Annotated in this window: 22 protein-coding genes and 2 other annotated features; all 22 genes read right to left on the bottom strand. The window is 47.2% G+C overall.

Annotated features, from left to right (window positions below):
* Nucleotides 1-74: 74 nt before the first annotated feature.
* The 22 genes from ACTRXH_RS00265 to ACTRXH_RS00160 all read right to left on the bottom strand — a co-directional run bounded on the left by ACTRXH_RS00265 (nucleotide 75) and on the right by ACTRXH_RS00160 (nucleotide 21,319).
* Nucleotides 75-527 carry a chemotaxis protein CheW gene (locus ACTRXH_RS00265; RefSeq protein WP_474261980.1) on the bottom strand — a complete coding sequence of 151 codons (453 nt, stop codon included), beginning with the start codon at nucleotides 525-527 and terminating at the stop codon, nucleotides 75-77.
* A gap of 12 nt (nucleotides 528-539) precedes the next feature.
* Nucleotides 540-2,510 (bottom strand): chemotaxis protein CheW, encoded by a 1,971-nt coding sequence (locus ACTRXH_RS00260; RefSeq protein ID WP_474279979.1) that lies wholly within the window; start codon nucleotides 2,508-2,510, stop codon nucleotides 540-542.
* Nucleotides 2,511-2,721: 211 nt separating this feature from the next.
* On the bottom strand, nucleotides 2,722-3,378 hold the full coding sequence (gene phoU, locus ACTRXH_RS00255) for a phosphate signaling complex protein PhoU (protein WP_474279977.1): 657 nt from the start codon (nucleotides 3,376-3,378) through the stop codon (nucleotides 2,722-2,724).
* 22 nt (nucleotides 3,379-3,400) lie between these two features.
* Nucleotides 3,401-4,219: a phosphate ABC transporter ATP-binding protein PstB gene (gene pstB, locus ACTRXH_RS00250; RefSeq protein ID WP_474279975.1), complete on the bottom strand. Its 819-nt coding sequence runs from the start codon at nucleotides 4,217-4,219 to the stop codon at nucleotides 3,401-3,403.
* Nucleotides 4,220-4,247: 28 nt separating this feature from the next.
* Nucleotides 4,248-5,147, bottom strand: coding sequence for a phosphate ABC transporter permease PstA (gene pstA, locus ACTRXH_RS00245; RefSeq protein WP_474261974.1), 900 nt, complete (start codon nucleotides 5,145-5,147; stop codon nucleotides 4,248-4,250).
* Entirely contained in the window at nucleotides 5,148-6,098 is a 951-nt protein-coding gene (gene pstC, locus ACTRXH_RS00240) for a phosphate ABC transporter permease subunit PstC (protein ID WP_462865526.1), read from the bottom strand.
* A gap of 85 nt (nucleotides 6,099-6,183) precedes the next feature.
* The gene (locus ACTRXH_RS00235; protein ID WP_474261972.1) at nucleotides 6,184-7,182 is read right to left on the bottom strand and encodes a PstS family phosphate ABC transporter substrate-binding protein; all 999 of its coding nucleotides are present in this window, start codon (nucleotides 7,180-7,182) and stop codon (nucleotides 6,184-6,186) included.
* Between the two features lie 184 nt (nucleotides 7,183-7,366).
* Complete coding sequence (locus ACTRXH_RS00230) at nucleotides 7,367-8,107, bottom strand: MBL fold metallo-hydrolase (RefSeq protein WP_474279973.1); 741 nt, start codon at nucleotides 8,105-8,107, stop codon at nucleotides 7,367-7,369.
* Nucleotides 8,108-8,174: 67 nt separating this feature from the next.
* On the bottom strand, nucleotides 8,175-8,459 hold the full coding sequence (gene rpmA / locus ACTRXH_RS00225) for a 50S ribosomal protein L27 (RefSeq protein WP_022793178.1): 285 nt from the start codon (nucleotides 8,457-8,459) through the stop codon (nucleotides 8,175-8,177).
* Between the two features lie 6 nt (nucleotides 8,460-8,465).
* Nucleotides 8,466-8,804 (bottom strand): ribosomal-processing cysteine protease Prp, encoded by a 339-nt coding sequence (locus ACTRXH_RS00220; RefSeq protein ID WP_474261969.1) that lies wholly within the window; start codon nucleotides 8,802-8,804, stop codon nucleotides 8,466-8,468.
* Nucleotides 8,805-8,806: 2 nt separating this feature from the next.
* A complete protein-coding gene (gene rplU, locus ACTRXH_RS00215; RefSeq protein WP_322526483.1) occupies nucleotides 8,807-9,115 on the bottom strand; it encodes a 50S ribosomal protein L21 in 309 nt (102 codons plus the stop codon).
* A gap of 11 nt (nucleotides 9,116-9,126) precedes the next feature.
* Nucleotides 9,127-9,199, bottom strand: a sequence feature (ribosomal protein L21 leader region).
* Nucleotides 9,200-9,237: 38 nt separating this feature from the next.
* A complete protein-coding gene (locus ACTRXH_RS00210) occupies nucleotides 9,238-10,752 on the bottom strand; it encodes an Rne/Rng family ribonuclease (protein ID WP_474279971.1) in 1,515 nt (504 codons plus the stop codon).
* 68 nt (nucleotides 10,753-10,820) lie between these two features.
* Entirely contained in the window at nucleotides 10,821-10,994 is a 174-nt protein-coding gene (locus ACTRXH_RS00205; protein WP_022793174.1) for a hypothetical protein, read from the bottom strand.
* A gap of 208 nt (nucleotides 10,995-11,202) precedes the next feature.
* On the bottom strand, nucleotides 11,203-12,000 hold the full coding sequence (minD, locus tag ACTRXH_RS00200; protein ID WP_319631120.1) for a septum site-determining protein MinD: 798 nt from the start codon (nucleotides 11,998-12,000) through the stop codon (nucleotides 11,203-11,205).
* An 80-nt stretch (nucleotides 12,001-12,080) separates the two neighbouring features.
* Entirely contained in the window at nucleotides 12,081-12,773 is a 693-nt protein-coding gene (gene minC, locus ACTRXH_RS00195) for a septum site-determining protein MinC (protein WP_474261965.1), read from the bottom strand.
* A 111-nt stretch (nucleotides 12,774-12,884) separates the two neighbouring features.
* On the bottom strand, nucleotides 12,885-13,409 hold the full coding sequence (gene mreD, locus ACTRXH_RS00190; protein WP_474261964.1) for a rod shape-determining protein MreD: 525 nt from the start codon (nucleotides 13,407-13,409) through the stop codon (nucleotides 12,885-12,887).
* Nucleotides 13,406-14,347, bottom strand: a complete 942-nt coding sequence (gene mreC / locus ACTRXH_RS00185; RefSeq protein WP_322526487.1) for a rod shape-determining protein MreC — start codon at nucleotides 14,345-14,347, stop codon at nucleotides 13,406-13,408. The genes mreD and mreC overlap by 4 nt, the downstream gene beginning before the upstream one ends.
* A gap of 26 nt (nucleotides 14,348-14,373) precedes the next feature.
* Entirely contained in the window at nucleotides 14,374-15,417 is a 1,044-nt protein-coding gene (locus ACTRXH_RS00180) for a rod shape-determining protein (protein ID WP_474279969.1), read from the bottom strand.
* Nucleotides 15,418-15,744: 327 nt separating this feature from the next.
* The gene (gene radC, locus ACTRXH_RS00175; protein WP_474261959.1) at nucleotides 15,745-16,428 is read right to left on the bottom strand and encodes a RadC family protein; all 684 of its coding nucleotides are present in this window, start codon (nucleotides 16,426-16,428) and stop codon (nucleotides 15,745-15,747) included.
* Between the two features lie 41 nt (nucleotides 16,429-16,469).
* Nucleotides 16,470-17,225: a prepilin peptidase gene (locus tag ACTRXH_RS00170; protein WP_474279967.1), complete on the bottom strand. Its 756-nt coding sequence runs from the start codon at nucleotides 17,223-17,225 to the stop codon at nucleotides 16,470-16,472.
* A gap of 103 nt (nucleotides 17,226-17,328) precedes the next feature.
* Nucleotides 17,329-18,621 (bottom strand): bifunctional folylpolyglutamate synthase/dihydrofolate synthase, encoded by a 1,293-nt coding sequence (locus tag ACTRXH_RS00165; protein ID WP_474261955.1) that lies wholly within the window; start codon nucleotides 18,619-18,621, stop codon nucleotides 17,329-17,331.
* 58 nt (nucleotides 18,622-18,679) lie between these two features.
* Nucleotides 18,680-21,319, bottom strand: a complete 2,640-nt coding sequence (locus ACTRXH_RS00160; RefSeq protein ID WP_474279965.1) for a valine--tRNA ligase — start codon at nucleotides 21,317-21,319, stop codon at nucleotides 18,680-18,682.
* Nucleotides 21,320-21,359: 40 nt separating this feature from the next.
* Nucleotides 21,360-21,575: a binding site (T-box leader), on the bottom strand.
* Between the last annotated feature and the right edge of the window lie 19 nt (nucleotides 21,576-21,594).

Genomic DNA, 21,594 nt, shown 5'->3' with positions numbered 1-21,594 from the left:
TATTCCCTAATTTATTTTTCACACATATGAAAAAGGGCTCCTTCTCCTATATTAAAGGAGAACAGCCCTGGGAATCAAACAGACGCCGTTTCCAAAGATTCGGCTACTGCATGCACATTTAAAAGAGTAAATACGCGGCTTTCTTTTTTGATTACGTTTTTTAAATACATTTGTTCTTCTTTCGAGACTGCTTGAGGAGGCGCGTCAATTTCACTTTCAAACACGTCCATCACATCGTTTGCCGCATCAACGATCAAGCCGATATGATTTCCTTCAAGAGCTAAAATTAAAATCCGTGTTTCTTCTGTATACGGGACTTCTTCATAGGAAAGTCTTTTTCGAAGATCAATAATTGGAATAATGACCCCCCGCAAATTAATGACGCCGCGTATACTTTTTTCAGCATTTGGTATACGGGTGAAATTCTGCATTCGTTCAATCGACTGGACATGATTTACTTCAACGCCGTATTCTTCGGCCTCCAATCGAAATATAATGACTTTTTTTACAACATTTTCTTCCGTCATAATACTTCCTCCTTACAATAGAGCGTTTGTGTCTACAATTAATGCTACATTACCGTCTCCGAGAATCGTGGCTCCTGATATGGCGCGTACGTCCCGAAGGTAATGGCCGAGTGATTTCAATACAACATCCTGCTGGCCGATAAAACTGTCGACAACCAGAGCAGCCATCTTTTCTCCTTTATGCACGACTACGACCGAATAATTTTCACGGTCCCACTCCCGTTCCACCGGAATTTCAAATACATCCTCCAAAAACATTACTGGAATAATATTTCCGCGAAAATCGATCATTTTCCGTTTGTGCACATAAAAAATGCTGCTGCTCTTAATACTTGCTGTCTCTACGATAGAAGTAAGCGGCAGTCCGTAATGCTCTTCACCCACATCCACAAGCATCACATCAATAATCGACAGTGTCAGGGGAAGCTGAATACTGAATTTGGTTCCTCGTCCTTTTTCAGAATGCACACTGATGACGCCGCCGAGTGATTCAAACGTATTTTTTACTACGTCCAAACCGACCCCGCGCCCTGACAGGTCAGTCACTTCATCAACAGTGCTGAATCCTGCTGAAAAAATGAATTGATACACGTCGTAATCCGTCAGCGTATCGGCATCCTCGGCAGCGATTACGTCATTTTCCACGGCCTTTTTGAGTACACGTTCACGGTCAATTCCGCCCCCGTCATCCTCAATTTCAATATACACATGATTGCCGCTGTGATAAGCACGAAGCTCGACATGACCCTCTTCCGGCTTGCCGTTCTGCTTTCTCTTTTCGGGCATTTCAATTCCATGATCGATTGAATTTCGTATAAGATGAACAAGCGGGTCCCCAATTTCATCAATAATCGAACGATCCAGTTCCGTCTCTGCACCAATGACTTCGAGCTCTATCTTTTTGCCAAGGTCTCTTGACAGGCTGCGCACCATCTTCGGGAAACGACTGAACACCTGATCCACCGGTACCATCCGCATATGTAAAATAATTTCCTGCAGGCTCCCGGTCGTCCGTGACATTCTTTCGACTGTTTCTGTCAGTTCGCTGCTTCGTATTTCCTCCGATATACGCTCAAGGCGCCCCCGATCAATAACCAGCTCTTCAAAAAGGTTCATTAATTTATCCAGCCGGTCAATATTAACCCGGATGGTTTTGTTCGTCTCTGTACGTTTACGTTCCAGTGAACTGGTTTCATTTACTTCCGGAGCCGGTTTTTCGACCAAACCTTCCTGATGGTCTGTGCTGCCCGTTATTTCAATTTCCTCTGCCACCACTGTTTCAATTTCCGAAATTGAAGCCACCTGGTTGATCAGGTCTTCCTTTGCAGCGGTCGTTACTACTGCTGTGGTAAATGCGTTATCGAATCGCTCCGCTTCAATATCTGAAGCCTCCGGCACTGATTTAATAACGTGACCGTCTGCTTCAAGAGCTTCAAATACCATGTAGGCACGTGCTGCTTTTAGAATGGCATTCTCCTCAAGGGTCACATGCACTGTATATGCCTGCATACCACTTTCCACGGACTGGGCGATCACTGCCCGGTCGTATTCATTCCAATCCATGTCAATGCCATTCTTTTCTTTTGTCCCCTGCTCTGCCCCGGGCCGGGTGCTTTGACCAAGCAGCTTTTCCGTAATAGCCTGTATATCCTTTTTCCCCTCACCGCCGGAAGCGATATCCTCTACGATTTCTTCAGCAACATCTGCTGCTTCAAGAAGTACATCCATCGTTTCTGCATCTGCAAGCCTCGTTTTTTCACGCATTTGGTCGAGAACATTTTCCAGAGCATGTGTAACATTCGTCAAATCCTCATATCCCATCGTGCCGGCCATGCCTTTCATCGTATGGGCCGAACGAAAAATTTCCCCTATGATCGTTTCATCCTGCGGCTGCTTTTCCAGCTCCAGCAGGTGAACGTTAATCGCCTGAATGTGCTCCTGGCTTTCTTCAATAAACATATCCAAATATTCTGTATGGCTCATGCCCGTACCTCCGCCTTTTGAACTCAATACTAGTTGATAGTGTGCTGCAGCTTCTTCTCTTTTTATATCGACAGACTGGAGCAGGTATTTGAGATAACAGCCGGTTAAAATTTTTTCTTTCAGCCCCTTCTCTGCCTTCAAGTTTGCAAAAGAGCTCCATACAGTACAAAAAAGCCTCCGCTATCAGGCGGAGACTGCATTGTATGCATTTCTAATTTAAATCAAAATGGTGCCCGTTCACTTCATAAACGACCCATTCTGCCAAGTTCGTCGTATGATCTGCAAAACGCTCAATATAACGCCCGATAAAAGACAGCTGAGTAATGTCTTCCAGCAGCACTTCATCCGCACTTTGCCGAAGCTGCTTCTGTATAAACAATTTATACTTACTGTCCACGTGATCATCCAAAGAAGCGACTCGCTGGGCATGCATCAGTTCCTGATTGTCATATGCCTCCATCGCCTGGTCAAACATCTGCCTGGAAATTTCCGCCATATCAATTAACTGGTCAATATCCTCCCGGCTTCTATTTTCGCTCAGCCTGGCTGAAGCTTTTGCAATATCCACCGCGATATCGGCCATGCGCTCGAGATCGCTGGCCATTTTTAAAGCAACAATACACCTGCGCAGATCTGTAGCCACCGGCTGCTGCTTGGCAATTGTTAATGTCGCCGCATCCATGATTTTCAATTCCATGGAATTGATATTTTTATCATCTGTAACAATTTCCCGGACAAGTGACTGATTATCATTGGTTTTCAACGCGAGCAGCGACTGCTCGAAAGCATACTTCACATATTTGCCCATATCGAGTGTTTCCTGCTTTAAATACGTTAAGTCCTGCTCATACGCCTTTCGAACGCCCATTATTCAACCTCTTTCTTCCGGATCAGCCGAATCTGCCGGAAATATAATCTTCTGTCTCTTTTTTCGCCGGCGATGAAAAGATTTTATCTGTTTGATCATGCTCTACAATAACGCCGTTTAAGAAGAAAGCAGTATTGTCTGAAATGCGGGCTGCCTGCTGCATATTGTGGGTAACAATGACAATCGTATAGTCTTTTTTCAGCTCCTGGACCAGCTCTTCAATCTTCAGCGTAGAAATTGGATCCAATGCAGAAGTAGGCTCGTCCATTAAAATGATGTCAGGTTCAATTGCCAGACAGCGCGCAATGCAAAGACGCTGCTGCTGACCACCGGAGAGCCCGAAAGCATTTTCTTTCAGCCGGTCCTTCGTTTCCTCCCAGATAGCCGCTTTTTTCAAGCTTTTTTCCACGATCTCATCAAGCGTTTTTTTATCCTTGATGCCATGAATTTTCGGACCGTATATTACATTTTCATAAATCGATTTGGGAAACGGGTTCGGGTTTTGAAACACCATTCCTACTTTAGTACGAAGATACTCGACACTGAAATTCTTTGAAAAAATCTCATTTTCCCGGTACTTAATGGAGCCGTTCGTTTTTACAATCGGATTCATTTCAGTCATCCGGTTTAAGGTTTTAATAAATGTCGATTTCCCGCAGCCCGAAGGTCCGATAATGGCTGTCACGGACTTTTCCGGAATCTCCATCGAAATATTCTGCAGCGCGTGGTTGTCAGCGTACCAGAGATTCAGCTGGTCTACGTTGTATGCAAGCGGCGCTTTTTCCTCTGTATTGAAATTGTCGTTTCCCTCTACTGAACGGTTTTCATGCTTAGTCTGCATAGTGCTTCCCCTTTCTTTGGTCCTTATATTAAAAGCGTTTTTGGAATTTAGTCCGGATAAATACGGCAATGGAGTTCATGAAAAAGAGCATGAGCAGTATGATAATAATGCCTGCCGCTGCAATGTTTTGGAATTCCTCCTGCGGCCGTCCGGTCCAGTCATAAATCTGAACTGGCATGGCAGTAAAGTTGGAGAACAGATCTGATGGCGTGGAAGCAACATATGTCAGTGCACCAATTACCAGAATTGGGGCTGTCTCCCCGATTGCCCGCGAGAGTGCCAGAATAGTTCCTGTCAGTATTCCTGGAAGAGATGTAGGAATAACAATCCGGAAGATTGTCTGCCATTTAGTTGCCCCCATAGCATAGGAGGCCTGCTTGACGTCTGTCGGAACCGCGTTAATAGCCTCCCTGGAGGCAACAACGATAATAGGAAGAACAAGCAGAGACAGGGTCAGGCCCCCTGCAAGAACACTTGCTCCAAGCCCCAGAAGACGATTGAATATCGTAAGTCCCAATAGCCCGAAGACCACAGAAGGAACGCCCGCAAGATTGGAAATATTCGTTTGAAGAAGATTGGTGAATCTGTTTACCGGAGCGTATTCTTCCATATAAACAGCTGTGCCGACTCCTAAAACAAAAGAAAGCGGTGCTGCTACCATCATCAACCAAATCGTCCCTGCCAGCGCAGCAAGCATTCCTGCATCCTCTGCGTTTCTTGAAGCAAAGTTTACGACAAGGCCCCAGTCTAAAAAACCAATTCCTTGAGTGAGTATTCGTATCAGCAATACGAGAAGCATCGCTATGCTAAAAGCCATAGCGGCAAAACAAAGCCCTTTAAACGCCTTATTCCAAATATGCCTTTTGCCCAGCCGCTGAGTATTTTCTTCGTATGCTTCCTTAGGTGCTGTTGTATCTGCAAATTTCATTTAGTAATCCTCCCGGAATCGTCGAGAAATGTAATGAGCCAACAGGTTCATCGCCAGGGTGAACACAAATAATGTCATACCTACAGCATAAATACTGTAATAAATCGGTGTTCCAAAACCAGCGTCTCCTTTGACCACCTGTACAATGTACGCTGTCATTGTCTGCACCGCTCCTGTCGGGTCAATTCCCATACTCGGGCTTGCACCGCCTGCCACTGACACAATCATTGTTTCACCGACAGCACGTGAAACGCCGAGGACGAAGGAGGCAATGATTCCCGATAAGGCGGCCGGCATAACTACCTTCACCGTGACCTCCATGCGTGTGGCCCCTAAAGCGAAAGCCCCTTCCCGGATCGAATTCGGCACTGAACTCATTGCGTCCTCTGAAAGGCTTGCAATCATTGGAATAATCATAACGCCTACTATAATCCCTGGACTTAATGCGTTAAAGACATCCACGCCGGGGATAACGGCCCTTAGAATCGGCGTCACAAAAGTAAGAGCAAAAAAACCATAAACAATAGTTGGAATACCAGCCAATACTTCTAAAACTGGTTTAACTGTTTTACGGACTTTTTCTGAGGCATACTCACTCAAATAAATGGCAGCTCCCAGCCCAAAAGGAATAGATACCATCATGGCAATACCTGCAATCATTAACGTACCGTTCACTAATGGCCAAATGCCGTACTGCGGCTCTGAAAAGAATGGATACCATTCAGTGGAAGCAAAAAAATCAGCAAATGGCACTCCCCGGAAAAAGGTTACTGTTTCAAATAGTAGAGTGAACACGATACCTACAGTAGTTAATATCGAAATAATTGCACACGATAAAAAGATAGCCGGCATCAATTTTTCCATAAAGCTTGAAGAGCCGGAGCCTTTTGTTTTCTGTTCGATTCTTTCGCTGATCGAGAGCTTTGAACGATCTTCCATTTTGCTGTCCATCCCCTTAACAGATGATTTCTTTCAGGCAAGTACAAAAGCAAGGAAGTCAAAGCTTCCTCGCTTTTTGCCCTTTACTGCCTTTTATTTACTCTCCGGCTACTTCATCAATTTTTTCTTCGTTTTCTTCATAAGCACTGTCAGGTGCTGCTGCATAGCCTACTTCCTCTGCCAGATCCCCGGCGTTTTCATTGGCAAAGCGCACATATGCTTCTACATCTTCATCATCTTCCACAGAAGAGTTTTTGAAGTAAGTAAACAGTGGACGTGCCAGTGGATAAGATTCATCAGTGATCGTTTCAGGCGAAGGCTCTACAGCTTCTTCATCGTCATCTGTAACTGGTACAGCTTTTAAATCATCTTCGTTTTCACTGTAGTAGGAATATCCAAAGAACCCAATAGCTCCCTGGCTGCCTGATACCCCGTTAACGAGAACGTTGTCGTCTTCGGACGTTGAAGCGTTACGGGAAAGATCATCGCCGCCAAGCACGTTCTCTACGAAGTAATCATGAGTGCCGGAATCCGTACCCGGAGCATAAAGGTCCAACTCTTCGTCCGGCCATTCTTCGTTAATATCGGACCACGTTTCTGCATCGCTGTCGTCGGAGTAGATCTGGTCGAGCTGATCATAGGTCAATTCATCCACAAAATCATTTTCCGGATTTACAGCAACAGTGATACCATCGTAGGCCATCGTAAGTTCAGTGTATTCAATTCCTTCATCCTCAAGGGCCTGCTGCTCCTCTTCAGAAATTTCACGGGAGGCGTTGTTAAGGTCCGTTTCGCCAGCAATGAAACGCTCAAAACCGCCACCGGAGCCAGAAACACCCACCGGTGCGTCTATATCTTCATTTTCTTTACCGAATTCCTCCGATACGGCTTCCATAATTGGAAAAACCGTGGAGGAACCATCAATAGCAATATCTCCGGAACCGCCGCCTTCCTGGCCTGCGCTTTCTTCTCCGCTTCCTTCACTGCCGGAGCTTTCTTCCGAGCCGCCGGGTTCTTCTCCCCCACCGCCACATGCGGATGCAAATACTGCCATTGAGGCTAATGTTGGAACCATCCATACTGTTTTGAGTTTCAAAGCAACTTCCTCCTCTTTGTTTATGTACTAATGGCAAAGCAACTCTTTTTGCTCCCAATGCTTAGTATAGGACTTAATTGTTAAGAGAAAATAGTTTGATTGTTAAGAATATGTAAAGGTGCATGCGGTACCGCTTTCATTTAAACGCAAAAAAATCATTTCCCGGAAGAAATGATTAACTGCCTCAGCTGATATTTATTTTAAGTCCGCCTGCTGCGAGCTCCACAGGTCCTGCGAAAATCCTTTCTGCTTCTCTTTTCAGCTGCGTATGGTCTCCGAAATGAGGCAGGTGGGTTAATATTAATTTACCTGCTTGAGCCCTTTTGGCGAGCTCCGCTGCTTCCTCTGAATTCATATGGCCGGCGAATGACCCGTCCTGCCCGGCATAAAAGCTGGATTCGGCGATAAGCACATTTACCTGCGCAGCCGCCTGCTCGAGCTCTGGTATATATGAAGTATCTGCAGTGAAAAACAGGCTGCCGGCTGCGCTTTCAATCCGAAACCCAAAGCAGGGGACGGCGTGTTTTACAGCTGTAGGAGTAATGGTGAACGGCCCGGCGGTAAAAGGCTCCTCTGCCCGGTATTCTGTCGGCTGTACGGCTTCTTTATAAAACAGGCGCTGAAAGCCTTCTTCATCCTCCCGGTGCGCGTAAACCGCGGTCTCATGCTGCTTTTCCGGCCAGAGGACGGGTTCGAGCAGACGATAGTACTGGAAAGCTCCGAAATCACCCACATGATCCTGATGATAATGGGACAGCAGCACAGCGTCGATGCCGCTAAGCTCAGTGTAATGCTGAAGCTGGGAAATCACTCCGCTTCCACAGTCGAGCAGCAGCTGAAAACCATCTTCTTCAATCAGATAACCGGAAGCCGCTTCCCCGGCTTCCGGAAACGCATGCCAAAAGCCAATAATTGTTACCTGCATCTTTCGCTCCCCTTTCAATAAAAAAATCCGTTCAAACAGAAAATATCTGTTTGAACGGATGCGAGTCTTATGCTTCTTTTGCATAAACGCTCACGCGTTTACGTTTTTTTCCGACACGCTCAAATTTCACAACACCGTCGATTTTGGAGAAAAGAGTATCGTCTCCACCTTTACCGACATTGTTGCCGGGGAAAATTTTCGAACCGCGCTGGCGGACGAGGATAGAACCACCGGTTACGTGCTGGCCATCGGCGCGCTTGGTACCCAAACGCTTGGAAATGGAGTCACGACCGTTTTTTGTACTACCTACCCCTTTTTTCTGAGCAAAGAACTGCAGGTCTAATTTCAACATCAACATTCACCTCCTATGCTCTTCAATTGATATAAATTCACCGTACTGATCAGCAATGGTCTCCAAAGAGATAATCATTCCCTCTGCCAAAAGCTGCATTTGACGCTTATCCTCTTCAGTGCTTTCTTCCGGAAGCACGCACTGAAAATAACCGCCTTCTTGGCCTAAATCCACTACGGGATCAGTATGGCAGAGAGATGCCATCGCGTTTACAGCCCCAAAAGATACTGCCGAAGCGCCGGCACATACCAAATCGTAGCCGTACGGCCCTGACTCAGCATGGCCGGTCATGGTAACAGAACGAATACGCTCTGCCCCGTCACGGCTAACAGTGACCCGTATCATAACTACGCGTCAATGCTGTTGATTGTAACTTTTGTGTAAGGCTGACGATGGCCCTGCTTACGGCGGTAGTTTTTACGTTTCTTGAATTTGAAAACGATGATTTTTTTGTTACGGCCCTGTCTTTCTACTTTGCCTGTAACTTTAGCTCCCTCAACAAAAGGAGAACCAACTTTTACATCGTCGCCTCCGACAAATACTACATTGCCGAACGTCACGTTCTCTCCAGCTTCTGCGTCTAATTTTTCAACGAAGATAGTCTGGCCTTCTTCTACTTTTAACTGTTTTCCACCAGTTTCAATAATTGCGTACATCTCTGCACCTCCTAATCACTTAGACTCGCCAATACAGGTGCCTTTCCAGGGCTTAAACCTGTTCTTGTGCGGTTGTAGTTTGGGTGCTTCCAAACAACTAACGTTACAAATAATAGCATATATTAAAAACGAAAGTCAATTCCCCGCTGCTTCATTTGAGCCTTCAATGCCTGATTTCTTTGTTCCGCCACTTCAAGGCTTCCCGCGTAGCGGACAACGACCTCCTGCTCCTTTGGTTCAGAAACGATAAACAAGCGGCCCGGGGCTATTTGCTGAAGATCATCATACAGTGCCCTTCCTTCCCTGAGGAGCAGTCGGTCCGGGACTTCCAGTACGATCGCATCCACGTCTTCTTCCATCCACGCACCAAGCATTCGTTTTGATCTTTCCACCAGTTCTTTTTCCGACAGCCTCCACCCTTTGCCGTACTCTGTGCCGTAAGGTTCGAGCAGGTGTTCTTCGAGACTCTGACGGGAACGCTGGCGGGTTACCTCCACAACGCCAAGACGGGAGAAGCCGGCAATCCGGATTTTTTGTGGGTCTTCAGCAGCTTTTTCTTCCAATACCTGCATTAAATGATGCCGGTCTTTTTCTTCATTCATCCGTATAAAGTCAATCATTATCATCCCGGAGAGATTTCTGACACGCAATTGATGCATCACTTCTGTGGCAGCTTCGAGGTTTGTTTTTACAATTGTGTGCCCGAGATCATGTTTTCCGGTAAACCTTCCCGTATTCACATCAATGGTAATACACATTTCTGTTTTTTCAATCTGTAAAAATCCTCCGCTTTTCAGCCACGCTATAGGCTTTAAGGCGCGCTCGAGATCAACTTCCACATTTTCTTTCGAAAAAATATTTTCCTGGTTCTCAAAAAGCACAAATTCCGGACGCTTTTCGGGCTCCCATCCGCTGAATTGTGTTTTTGCCGTCTCAATCGCTTCTCTTGTGTCCACAGCGACTCTTTTCACATATTCCAGAGGAGCATATGTCAGACATTTTTTTAAAAAGTGCTCCTCCTGCGATACCTTTCCCGGAGAGGACAGCTCTTCCCCCCGAAGCACCATCTCCTGCCAAAGGCTCTGCAGCTGGGAGACTTCCTTCTTTATTACATCCAGAGACTGGTACGTGCCCTCCGTACGCACAATCAGGCCGTCTCCGTTCAACGGCAGCGCTTTTTCCTGTTCGAGCCATTCTTCCTTTACTGCTCCTTCCACTTTTTGTGAAATAAACAGTCCCGGCTCATCCGGAAGATACACGCAGTATTTTCCCGGCAGTGACAAATTTTCCTTAAGCTTGGCTCCCTTGCTGGCCGTTTCTTCCTTCACGACCTGAACAAATAAATATTCGCCCTTTTTGATAAAATCTTTAATGCCCCGCTGCTTTTTTTCAGCAAGCGGCTCTTTCAGCAGCCGGTACGCCATAATATTGTCCCGGTGCAGGTATCCTTTTTTCCCTTTGCCGATATCTATGAATGCAGCATCCATGCCCGGCAGCACGTCCACTACTCTTCCTTTATAGATATCTCCGGCCGCCGTGTCATCCATTGCCGACTCAAAAAAGAACTCTTTCACTCTTCCATTATGTTTCAGGGCCGCTCTTGCTTCCCCGGCTTTCATATTTGCAATTAATTCCATTGAACGTTCCTCCAGTGGCGCATTTCTTTCCAAAAGGAAAAAGACTGCCACATGATGGTGGCAGTCATTCAGTTAGACTTATTTTCTTCTCTGACCTTCGCTTTTTCATGAAGCAGGGCGATCTGCGTTGTAAGCCGCTTCAATTCCTGTTCGGAAGCCGCTTCCTGCATTTGTTTATTTAAAAGTGCCAGTTTTTGGCGTTCTTCATCGGAAAGATAAGGGTGCTTTTCTATAACAGTCATCAGTGATTCCTCCTCCGCGCATTCGGATAGATAATCGAAGCCTTTCATTCTGTAAAAACCTTTATAAGAAAGACAGGCGATTCGGGAATCAACTCCAAAACAGCATGCCCTTTCGTTATTATTATACCACGCAGCTCTTAAAGAAAACAAAATTGACTCCTCTGCACAAACAAAAAGGACAGGAAGCATACTCCCCGTCCTTAACCTTTTATGATTTTATTCCGAATAAACTTTTCACTTTGGAGAAAAAGCTTTTCTTTTCTTCCACTGCCATAAGCGGTACCGATTCCCCGAGCAGCCGGCGGGCAATGTTACGATACCCAAGCGAAGCCCTGCTGTTTGGATTCATCGCAATCGGCTCCCCTTTATGTGCTGCTTTTAATACATGCTCTTCGTCTACAATCATGCCGAGCAGATCCACTGCGAGTGTAGCTACGACGTCTTCCACATCCAGTACGTTGCCTTCCCGTGAAAGATCACTCCGCACCCGGTTCACTACCAGCTTTGGCGGTTCAATATCTTCGTTTTCAAGCAAACCGATGATCCGGTCAGCATCTCTCACGGCTGCCGTATCCGGAGTGGTAACAACGATCGCTTTGTCCGCGCCGGACACAGCGTTTTTAAATCCCTGCTCAATACCGGCCGGGCAATCGATAAGAATAAAATCGTATTCCGGGCGGAGCGTTTCCACGATTTCCTCCATTTGTTCGGGATTCACCGCAGATTTATCCTTTGTCTGTGCTGCCGGCAGCAAATGCAGGCAGTCGAACCTTTTATCCCGGATCAATGCCTGCTGCACCTTGCAGCGTCCTTCCGCAGCATCCACCAGATCGTAAATGATCCGGTTTTCCAGACCCATAACGACATCCAAATTCCGAAGTCCGATATCTGTATCAATCAAACATACTTTTTGTCCCTGCAGTGCAAGTGCTGTACCGATGTTGGCAGAAGTCGTGGTTTTCCCGACTCCGCCTTTTCCGGATGTAATTACTATTGCCTCTCCCACCAACGGTTCCTCCTTTCAGACCTTACATGCTTCTCATTCCGGCTAACGGTGTCCGGAAGTTGTTTTTCGGCCTGACATGCTTATGTATATGAGACCGAGCGTAAATAATGCCCGAGCATTTTTGTTTCCTCAAATGCAATTGCCTTATATTCTTCTCCGGTAACATACGCATACCCCGGGCCTTCAATCGCAGGCTTCTGCTCCTGCTTTTCATGCTTTTCCGGCGCGTAGAAATACGTATCCGAGATAGAAATTTGTTTAGGAATCATCACAGAGGCACACACCACAGCATGACTTTCTCCCTCTGTGCCGGCTCTCGCTATTCCTTTTAATGCACCGATAACATAGATATTACCCGTTGCTTCAACCACTCCGCCGGGATTAACATCGCCAATAATAAGGATGTCGCCTGTTTTGCGGAGTACCTGCCCCGAACGGACAATCTGTGTGACAGACGTTACTGTTGCTTTTTCAATTACCTCTTGTGCTTCATCCTTTGTTATCACGTTCGAATGAACCTCATGCACCCGCACTGAACCCGTTTTGTTCAGAACTTCCGTAATTTCTTCTTCGTGACTTTTACTCAAATAACGGTTCCCGGCGTCCACACGGACTTCTACTTGCGGCCCGTTTTCAAACAAACGCTGCTCCCGTTCAATCTTCTTCTTCAATTCCTCAAGAAGTTCATGATAAGAGCACTGATCATTTAATACAATGGTTAGTCCTTCTTTAGTACCTTTGATCGTTACATAATTTCCATTGTTATTCGTCATATTTTCACCCCTGAACCCTTAAGCGCTCTCCATTCTTAGTAAATGTCGTTCTTTCCATTATACGGTTTCATTTCACAGGAATAAACAGCAAACCACTTCTTTTTTAAAAAATTATCGCTGCCTGATTTTTTCTTCGTCTTCAATCCATTCAAAAATACGGCGGAAAGGAACGAGCAGCAGTAAAGCAGCAGCCCCGTTAATAAGCCACGAAGCAATCATCCGCTTCACTAAAAACTCTCCGAAGGAAAGTTCGGCAATGCCCAGCAAAAAATAAATAAAGTAAATCAGCAGTTCAAATACAAAAAGCGCACAGAATATGATAAGCCACTGCCATCCATAGCTGTTCCGGACCACCGGCAGAGAGTAGGAGCTCATGTACGCAATGAAGCCGAAGCAGAACGTATAAACACCGAGAATCTGCGTGTACGTGAAATCATAGAGAAAGCCAACGAAAACACCTGCCCATACTCCTGCAACCGGGCCGCGGTATATGCTGGTCAAAATCACTCCAATAAGCGCAAATCTCGGCATCCACACCCATCCACTTTCATTTTCCTGTGGAAAGAGGATTTCAAACCATGTTCCTTCAATAAGAAATAAACAAAAGATCGCTACGGGGATAAGAAAGCGTGTCATGAGCCCCCGCCGCCTTCTTCACCGACTGGGTCCACGGCTTCTTCCTCTTCGTCCTCCTGCTCCTGGTCTTCTTCGAGCGAAGGAAATTCTTCACTCAAATCTTCAATATTCCGGTCCAGAACATTTACATACGTCAAATCACTGAAGTCTGCCGCTGGTTCAATAAGGGCGTTATACGTTAAACCGTATTCATCGGGCTCCACGCTCTCTACTTCCCCGATTGGAATACCGCTTGGAAACGCTCCGCCCATTCCTGAAGTAACTACCTGCTGGCCTTCTTCGATTTCTGCATCACTGCGGATTTTCCGGAGCATGAGGCCGTCCCGGTCTTCATCCCATCCTTCAATGAAAGCATTAACCGTTTCATCACCGGCGGTCACACTGGCGCTGATACGGTTTGTCCGTTCCCCGTCCGATAGTAATTGGACAGTGGAGGAAAATTCAGAAGCCTCAGCCACACGTCCGATAAGACCTTCATTTGTAACTACGGCCATATCCTGTTCAATACCGTTCTGGGTGCCCTGATTAATACCGATGGTCTGTGTCCAGCGGTCTGGGTTCCGGTAGACGACAAGCGCCTGGCGGCTTTCATAGTCGCTCAGCATTTCCTGTGTATCTGCCGATTCACGGAGCGTTTCATTTTCCTGCCGGGTGTTTTCAAGCTCTGCCGAAGTGGCAGCATACTTTTCCAGCTGTTGTTTCAGGGTTTTATTTTCCTCGTATGTATCCAGTAAATTTTCCACAGCTTCAAAGCGATTAGCTGCAAAATGAGCCGGGCGGCTGATGGTCGATTGAAAAACGCCTACAGAGTCTCTCACGAACTCTTCCGGCCACGGCACCGATTCCCGTTCCCTCATGGAAAACCCTACGAGTATAACAAGAAGAATAATGCTTACCATCAAGATGATCAATCGCTTGTTGTTAAAAAAGTGCGGCATGGTTCCCCACCTACTCTAAAGATAGATTAAGCATTCCGGCCTGAGCGGGATGTAATTCCTGCTTTCGAGCGGAACAAATGAATATTTTCCAAAGCGCGTCCTGTACCAAGTGCCACACAATCCAGCGGCTCCTCCGATACTAACACCGGCATGTTCGTTTCTTCGCTGAGAACCCGGTCAATGTGCTGCAGAAGAGCCCCTCCTCCTGTTAACAGGATACCACGGTCCATAATATCCGCTGCTAATTCCGGCGGCGTCTGTTCAAGTGTACTCTTCACCGTATCAATTACAGTCGAAACCGTGTCTTTCAGACATCCTGCGATCTCTTCAGAGGTAATTGTAACTGTTTTTGGAAGTCCGGTCACTACATCTCTTCCGCGGATTTCCATTGTATCATTGTCTTCATTTTCTGCGGGAGGTGCAGCAGCACCAACTTCAAGCTTAATGGCTTCCGCGGTACGCTCTCCCACCATGACGTTGTACGTTTTTCGGATATACTGGATGATCGCTTCATCCATTTCATCTCCGGCAATGCGGATCGATTGACTCGTGACAATTCCCCCAAGGGAAATAATAGCCACCTCTGTCGTTCCACCACCGATATCAACGACCATGCTTCCTGTAGGCTCCCACACAGGCAGATCGGCTCCAATCGCTGCTGCAAACGGTTCTTCGATCGTGTAAGCCTCTCTTGCCCCTGCCTGCTTGGTGGCATCCTCCACGGCTCTCTTTTCAACTGCCGTAATACCTGACGGCACACATACCATTACGTTTGGCTTTCTGGAGAATATTGAACGTTTTTTGACCGACTGCCCAATAAAATATTCCATCATGGTTGCCGTTGTATCAAAATCAGCAATGACGCCGTCTTTCATTGGGCGTATTGCCGTAATGTTTCCCGGCGTGCGTCCAATCATATTTTTCGCACTGCGGCCTACAGCTTCAATATTTCCCGTATCTGTCCGCATAGCCACTACCGAGGGCTCACGAAGAATGACTCCTTCTCCTTTGGCGTAAACGAGCGTATTTGCCGTGCCTAAATCGATCCCCAGGTCTCTCGTTCCAAACATCTATGTATATCTCCTCTCGTCTTGCAAAATACACGGTCATTCTTTTCAGCAGGTATTGTTCATTAGGTCATCTAACGATTTATTATGTTGGATTATGTCTTTTCCGGCACGTCCTGTATTTCCATATGTAGCGGGCACGTTCAGCGGTCCCTGGATGAATGATCTCATCTCCGGGGTTTCCGTCCCTCTGACGCTCTCCCGTTATTATGCATTAAAGCACAGCTGCTCCTGCATGCACTATTTTTTATTATACTGAAAAATATTTGAAAAACATAGGGTCAATGCACCTGTTTTTTTAGGATAGGCTTATTTTCACAACTTCCAGTTTTACATAAACCCCTGTTCTTTCATACTCTTGAAGCACTGATCGCCGACAATTACATGATCGAGCAGCTCGATGCCGAGCAGCCTTCCGCATTCTGCCACCCGTTTAGTCACCTGAATATCCTCACTGCTTGGTGCCGGATCGCCGGAGGGGTGATTATGAAGGCAGATAATTGACGCTGCCGATCGCCGCAGCGCTTCTTTGAACAGCTCTCTCGGGTGGACGATACTTGAATTCAGGCTGCCGATAAATAATGTCTGCTTATGGATAATTTGATTTTTAGTATTCAGGCACAGTACGACAAAATGCTCCTGCTGTAAAAATCTCAAGTCTTCCATCATATATTCCGCTGCGTCTTCAGGTGAACGTACAACGTATCTGTCGGGATATGAATAGCGAAAGATACGTTTTCCCAATTCCAGTGCTGCCTGCAGCTCCAGGGCTTTTGCTTTTCCAATCCCCGGAATTTCCATCAGTTCCTCCCTGGTGGCTTCTTTCAGTAACGGCAGAGCATCGAAACGCTCCATTACCTCAGCAGCCAGTTCCAGAACCGGTGCCTGCTTTGTACCTGTGCGCAGGAGCACTGCCAGCAGTTCCTGTTCCGTCAGTGCCTCTGCTCCTTTTTGTTCCATTTTTTCGCGGGGTCTGAACAGTTCTGTCCCATCGGGGATTGCAGTCGTTTTCATCAGTGATCGTCTCCTTTATATGTGGGGGGTTAAAACGGGGGTTATAAAAAAGCCAGGTACCATTTCAGGCATGCTTCTCCGGCAAATAAAGTAAATAAACTGCCGGCTGCAATGGCAGGCGCAAACGGGAATGGCGTTCCTTTTTTGAAAATGCTCAATGGATATAAAAGAAAAATAACGATAGAAGCGATGAACACAGCAGCTATAAAATTAACAGCAAGAAGGTAAGGGCCAAAGAAAAACCCGAGAACAGTAAATATTTTCAGGTCACCTCCACCCATTCCTCCCCTCGTAGCCAGGATAATGACTGATAAAAGAAATAAGCCGGTGAATGCACCTATGAAGCTCCCGCTCCAGGCAGGCTCCTCCAGCCAGAAAAATTTTAACAGCACCGCTCCAAGAAAAAACAAAAACGATACCCGGTCCGGAATGATCATAGCTGTAATATCACTGATGGTAATAATAAAAAGGTAGGAAATAAGAAGTAAAGCTGCAGCGAATTCTGCAGTTAGTCCGAAGCGGACATAAGCGAGGAAAAACAAGACGCCGCCGGCGCCTTCCATAAGAGGATAAATTGCGGAAATACGGTTTTTGCAGAAGCGGCATTTACCGCCCAGATACAAATACGAACAGCAGGGGACTAAATCTCTTTTTTTAATCGGCTGGATACATACCGGGCAGCGCGATGGGGGCGACCACACGGATCCGCCGGCAGCCAGGCGCATGCCTGCGGCGTTACAGAAAGAACTCACTACCATCCCTGCCGCTGTAAAATATACAGCGAGCAATACGTTCATCACAACACCTCTTCCATTTTTTTCTTATTATAGCATGGTTTCCCTTTAATTAGCTCAAAAATATAATAAAAAGCAGAAGCCTCATGCTTCTGCCTTCGCTTTCTTATTGACTCCACTCCTGCGTAAGCTGGGAGATGAAATACAGGGAGCCGGCAAACACAATTACGTCCTCCTGGTCCCGGGCTGTATTTGCTTTTTCCCATGCTTCCTGCCAGCTTGATGCTTTTTGAACATCTGCTGTATTCGCTTCCGCAATATCCTCCGGTGCTGCTGCCTGCGGAAAATCAAACGGAACTGCCGTGATGGATTCTATCTCCAGGCCGCCCAGCTGATCAAGCACCGGCGCTTGTAATTTGTCCGTTTTCATTCCGACAATAAAATGAAACCGGCTGTTTGGATAATGCTTAGCCAACGCTTCTTTAAGACTTTTCATTCCTTCTTCATTATGAGCACCATCGAAAAGAACATGCTCTTCGCCAGGCGCTTTTTCAAGTCTCCCCGGCCAGGCAGCTTTTTTCAGGCCGGCACGAATGTGCTCATCCTCTGCGGGCAGCGCGTAATACATTTTCAGGTAACGCGTTGTAATTACTGCTGCTGCCGCATTCTCCACCTGGTGCTCCCCGAGCATGGAGACTTCGAGGTCTTCCATATCTCCGAGAAGGGAGTAAAAGGAAAACCGGGTTCCTGACTCTAACGGTTCGAGGCGGCGAACGTGAAACTGACGGCCAAGCTGATAAAATTTCGAACGCTGGTAATCGGCAGCTTCCTCAAAAATGCCGGCAAGCTCTTCATTCTGCTCACACGTCACTACAGGCACTCCGCCTTTAATAATGCCGGCTTTTTCCCGGGCTACTTCTTCGAGCGTATCTCCGAGTATTCCCTGATGGTCGTGCCCAATATTTGTGATAACGCTCACCATCGGGTGGATGGCGTTCGTGGCGTCCAGGCGACCGCCAAGTCCAACCTCCCATATGACTACGTCCGGAAACGTTTTTCTGGCAAAATACATTGCCGCAATGACGGTAATCACTTCAAACTCCGTCGGTGATCCAAATGGCGTTCGGGCAATGCTTTCCACTACCGGACGAAGAACGGCAGCCAGCTCCAGAAAATCCTCCTCGCTGATCGGTTCTCCATCTGTCGCAATACGCTCACGAAAATGATGGATATACGGTGATGTGAACGACCCGCAGACAATGCCTGCTTCTGTCATAATATTTCTCGTAAATGCTGCGGTGGATCCTTTTCCATTCGTTCCGCCGATATGAATGCCTTTCAGCCGGCGTTCCGGGTTACCGACGGCTTCAAGCATCATATTCATACGGTCAAGCCCCGGACGGATGCCGAACGTTTCGAGTGAGTGCACCCATGCTTCTGCTTCCTTGTATGTGTGCAAAGTAGACCTCCCTTTAAACAGCCATGCTGCACGCCCCCAGTCCGGGGGCGTCTGCTGCTTAGCTTTTTTGCAGTTCTTCCATTCTGGCTGTTACTTTTTCTCTTTTTTGTTCGTAATCCTTCTGCTTTTCTTTTTCTTCCTCGACGACGTGCGCGGGAGCTTTGCTGACAAATCCTTCGTTGTTCAGCTTTTTCGTGACCCGCTCCACTTCTTTATCGAGCTTGTCTTTTTCCCGCTGCAGCCGCTCTATTTCTTCATCTACATTAATCAAACCTTCGAGCGGCAGAAAGATTTCCGCCCCGCTCAATACGTGGGAGATAGATTTTTCCGGAGCTTCCAGCGCTGCATCGATAGTCAGCGTCTCCGGGTTTCCAAACCGTACAATATAGTCACGACCCCGTTCGAGTCGTTCCGAAGCCTGGCTATTGGACGGCTTCAGGCTCATTGGTACTGCTTTGGACGGCGGAACGTTCATTTCCGCCCGCGTATTCCGGACCGAACGAATAACCTCCTGAATTAATTCCATATCACGTACCGCTTCTTCGTCAAACAGCTGCGAATCCGCTATCGGCCAGGAAGCACTCATAATCGACGTTCCTTCGTGAGGAAGATGCTGCCAGATTTCCTCCGTGATAAACGGCATCATCGGATGAAGCATGCGCATCGTCTGGTCAAACACATGAACAAGCACAGACTGAGCCATACGTTTTGGTTGTTCGTCTTCGCCGTACAGCGGAAGCTTGGCCATTTCAATGTACCAGTCGCAGAGGTCATCCCAAATAAAGTTATAAAGCGTCCTTCCGGCTTCCCCAAACTCGTATTTCTCCATCAGCTCGGTGGCGTTCTGCTTTGTTTCCTGCAGACGGTGTAAAATCCAACGGTCCGCAATCGTTTTTGTGCCTTCGAGCTCGATGTCTTCCGCCGTTACACCTTCCACATTCATCAACGTAAAACGGGCGGCGTTCCATATTTTATTGCCAAAATTCCAGTTGGCCTCTACTTTTTCCCACTGGAAACGAATATCGTTACCCGGGGTTGTACCCGTAGCGAGCAGAAAGCGCAGAGCATCCGCCCCGTACTGATCGATAACATCCATCGGATCTACTCCGTTGCCGAGGGATTTACTCATTTTCCGTCCCTCACTGTCACGTACCAGCCCGTGAATAAGCACGTCCTCAAACGGGCGTTCACCGGTAAACTCCAGCCCCTGAAAAATCATTCGCGACACCCAGAAGAAAATGATGTCGTAGCCGGTCACAAGAGCACTGGTCGGGTAGTAGCGCGCATAGTCCGAGCTTTCTTCCGGCCATCCCATCGTGGAAAATGGCCATAAAGCCGAGCTGAACCACGTATCAAGCACGTCCTCATCCTGTTTCCATTCATCCGGATTTTCCGGTGCCGTGCGTCCGACATAAATTTCGCCTGTTTCTTTATGGTACCAGGCGGGAATGCGGTGTCCCCACCAGAGCTGACGGGAAATACACCAGTCCCGGATGTTTTCCATCCACTGCAGATACGTCTTTTCAAAGCGTTCTGGCACAAAGGTTACTTTTTCTTCCTTCTGCTGAAGTTCTACTGCCTGTTCCGCAAGCGGCCCCATGTTTACAAACCACTGCGTGGAAAGGTATGGCTCAACCACTGCACCGCTCCGTTCAGAATGACCAACAGAGTGCATGTGCTCTTCGATGTCAAACAGAATATCCTCGGCCTGCAGATCCTTCGTCAGCTGCCGGCGGCAGTCAAAGCGGTCCATGCCTTCGTAGATGCCGGCATTCTCATTCATGCTGCCGTCTTCATTCATCACAAGTACACGCAAAAGATCATGACGATTGCCCATTTCAAAGTCATTTGGATCATGCGCTGGCGTGATTTTCACTGCCCCCGAACCAAAATCCATGTCCACATAGTCGTCTGCGATGATCGGAATTTCTCTTCCGATGATCGGCAGTACAGCCGTTTTCCCGATGAGATGCTTATAGCGATCGTCCTCCGGATGTACCGCGACTGCCGTGTCTCCGAGCATCGTTTCCGGACGGGTCGTTGCTACTTCGATCGAGGTATTTTCACCTTTAACCGGGTAGCGCATATGGTAAAAGTGACCCTGCACTTCTTTGTATTCCACCTCGATATCTGAAAGCGCCGTCTGCGTTTCTGGATCCCAGTTGATAATGTATTCGCCCCGGTAGATAAGCTCTCTTTCGTACAACGAAACAAAGACTTCACGTACCGCTTCCGACAGGCCTTCATCAAGCGTGAAACGCTCCCTCGAATAATCGAGTGAAAGCCCGAGCTTGGCCCACTGGCTGCGGATAAAATCTGCATATTCCTCTTTCCATCCCCACGTTTTTTCCAGGAATGCTTCCCGTCCAAGCTCGTAGCGGCTCGTGCCTTCTTCCTTCAGCTGAGCCTCGACCTTGGACTGGGTGGCAATGCCGGCATGGTCCATGCCTGGCAGCCATAAGGCGTCATAGCCCTGCATGCGTTTCATGCGGATTAAAATATCCTGAAGCGTCGTGTCCCAGGCATGCCCCAGGTGAAGCCGGCCGGTCACATTCGGCGGCGGGATAACAATGGTATACGGCGTACCGTCTGTCTGTCCTGCTTCAAACTGTCCTGTTTCTTTCCAGAAGTCGTACCAGCGGTTCTCTGTTTCTTTCGGATCGTACTTTTTCGCCATTTCTGTTTCTTGTTTTCCCATATAAATCCCCTTTCTTCTCATAAAAAAACTCTTCATCCCGAGTAAGGACGAAGAGTTTTCGCGGTACCACCTTAATACCTGCGGCAGCGCAGGCACTTTCCCATAACGGCGGTTACCGTCTTTTCTTACTGTATTCGTTCAGAAAAGAAGCTCGAGGGCGACTTTCCGCACGGGTCGTTAAAGAATCTCTCAGCCCAGGATTCTTTTTTCTGTACAACGAACCTGCGTGCGTACTCCTCCCTGTTTCTGCATTTATTATTAATATTGATTTAGTG

Source organism: Marinococcus sp. LNHM5E3-2.1 (genome assembly GCF_056034365.1).
The sequence above is the reverse complement of the archived record's forward strand: the minus strand, read 5'-3'. Positions and strand labels throughout refer to the sequence as shown.

What these genes read in the sequence shown, in the direction of transcription:
- ACTRXH_RS00265 (WP_474261980.1), bottom strand. Translation starts at nt 527, where the DNA reads ATGACGGAAGAAAATGTTGTAAAAAAAGTCATTATATTTCGATTGGAG.
- ACTRXH_RS00260 (WP_474279979.1), bottom strand. Translation starts at nt 2,510, where the DNA reads ATGAGCCATACAGAATATTTGGATATGTTTATTGAAGAAAGCCAGGAG.
- phoU (WP_474279977.1), bottom strand. Translation starts at nt 3,378, where the DNA reads ATGGGCGTTCGAAAGGCGTATGAGCAGGACTTAACGTATTTAAAGCAG.
- pstB (WP_474279975.1), bottom strand. Translation starts at nt 4,219, where the DNA reads ATGCAGACTAAGCATGAAAACCGTTCAGTAGAGGGAAACGACAATTTC.
- pstA (WP_474261974.1), bottom strand. Translation starts at nt 5,147, where the DNA reads ATGAAATTTGCAGATACAACAGCACCTAAGGAAGCATACGAAGAAAAT.
- pstC (WP_462865526.1), bottom strand. Translation starts at nt 6,098, where the DNA reads ATGGACAGCAAAATGGAAGATCGTTCAAAGCTCTCGATCAGCGAAAGA.
- ACTRXH_RS00230 (WP_474279973.1), bottom strand. Translation starts at nt 8,107, where the DNA reads ATGCAGGTAACAATTATTGGCTTTTGGCATGCGTTTCCGGAAGCCGGG.
- rpmA (WP_022793178.1), bottom strand. Translation starts at nt 8,459, where the DNA reads ATGTTGAAATTAGACCTGCAGTTCTTTGCTCAGAAAAAAGGGGTAGGT.
- ACTRXH_RS00220 (WP_474261969.1), bottom strand. Translation starts at nt 8,804, where the DNA reads ATGATACGGGTCACTGTTAGCCGTGACGGGGCAGAGCGTATTCGTTCT.
- rplU (WP_322526483.1), bottom strand. Translation starts at nt 9,115, where the DNA reads ATGTACGCAATTATTGAAACTGGTGGAAAACAGTTAAAAGTAGAAGAA.
- ACTRXH_RS00210 (WP_474279971.1), bottom strand. Translation starts at nt 10,752, where the DNA reads ATGGAATTAATTGCAAATATGAAAGCCGGGGAAGCAAGAGCGGCCCTG.
- ACTRXH_RS00205 (WP_022793174.1), bottom strand. Translation starts at nt 10,994, where the DNA reads ATGACTGTTATAGAAAAGCACCCTTATCTTTCCGATGAAGAACGCCAA.
- minC (WP_474261965.1), bottom strand. Translation starts at nt 12,773, where the DNA reads ATGACGAATAACAATGGAAATTATGTAACGATCAAAGGTACTAAAGAA.
- mreD (WP_474261964.1), bottom strand. Translation starts at nt 13,409, where the DNA reads ATGACACGCTTTCTTATCCCCGTAGCGATCTTTTGTTTATTTCTTATT.
- mreC (WP_322526487.1), bottom strand. Translation starts at nt 14,347, where the DNA reads ATGCCGCACTTTTTTAACAACAAGCGATTGATCATCTTGATGGTAAGC.
- ACTRXH_RS00180 (WP_474279969.1), bottom strand. Translation starts at nt 15,417, where the DNA reads ATGTTTGGAACGAGAGACCTGGGGATCGATTTAGGCACGGCAAATACG.
- radC (WP_474261959.1), bottom strand. Translation starts at nt 16,428, where the DNA reads ATGAAAACGACTGCAATCCCCGATGGGACAGAACTGTTCAGACCCCGC.
- ACTRXH_RS00170 (WP_474279967.1), bottom strand. Translation starts at nt 17,225, where the DNA reads ATGAACGTATTGCTCGCTGTATATTTTACAGCGGCAGGGATGGTAGTG.
- ACTRXH_RS00160 (WP_474279965.1), bottom strand. Translation starts at nt 21,319, where the DNA reads ATGGGAAAACAAGAAACAGAAATGGCGAAAAAGTACGATCCGAAAGAA.